The sequence below is a fragment of the Paraburkholderia atlantica genome, from assembly GCF_009362785.1.
In the GTDB taxonomy this organism is placed as follows: domain Bacteria; phylum Pseudomonadota; class Gammaproteobacteria; order Burkholderiales; family Burkholderiaceae; genus Paraburkholderia; species Paraburkholderia atlantica.
In genome coordinates this window covers 1-651 of record NZ_WHNQ01000233.1, presented here as the reverse complement: position 1 = coordinate 651, position 651 = coordinate 1, and the positions used below count along the sequence as shown (strand labels likewise).

General features: G+C 63.9%; 2 pseudogenes. One reads left to right on the top strand and one right to left on the bottom strand.

Features of this window, described 5'->3' with window-relative positions:
* Window positions 1–303, top strand: a pseudogene (locus GCT19_RS42450) (hypothetical protein); the annotation flags it as partial.
* Between the two features lie 211 nt (window positions 304–514).
* On the opposite strand, the pseudogene GCT19_RS42445 reads toward GCT19_RS42450, so the two are convergent.
* Window positions 515–651: pseudogene (locus GCT19_RS42445) on the bottom strand (IS5/IS1182 family transposase); the annotation flags it as partial.

The following is a 651-nucleotide window of genomic DNA, read 5'->3' as shown; positions in this document are numbered from 1 at the left end:
GAGCGCCTCGAGCCGCTGCTGGCGGAACTGTTCCGGCGCGACCGGCGCTGGCTGTCGGGCGAACTCGATACGATTGCCGATGACGAAATGATCGAGCTGAGAACCAATCGGAGCGAACGGCTGCGCCTGCGCGCCGACCGGCTCAAACCGGTCGTGCGGATACTGGTCGATCTGTTCGAGTCTGTTGGAGAAGGTTCCCTGCGGATTTCCGAACTGGATGCCGGCCGCCTCGAAGCACTGAACGATACGGGCCGCTGGCAGTTCCACGGCGATGCGTCAATTCGCCAGCTCGCGCAGCCCTTGCCGAACAGCAGGCTCAGGAGGGCATTGACCGGCTTGGCTTCGAAGAGCGCCTAGCAGGCTGTTGAAAAGCGCCCCGTCATGACGACCGAAGCTACGTTCAGGAGACTTGCGCGTGCAATTTCCCGCTGAATTACCGGTTTGCCGCGCGATCCGCGTGGGGCATGCGCACGCATGCAGCCCTGCTGGCGCGCAGTCTTCACGCCGTGACGGCTCATCGCGCCGCTCCTTGCGGCACCACCCCTGGCATTCGGGCCATGCGGGTCAGATTGCTCGCAACCATCGTCAGCTTGAAGTGCTGGTCGACGCGCTTGATACCGCGATAGACCGTCTGCCGGATCCGACCGACCG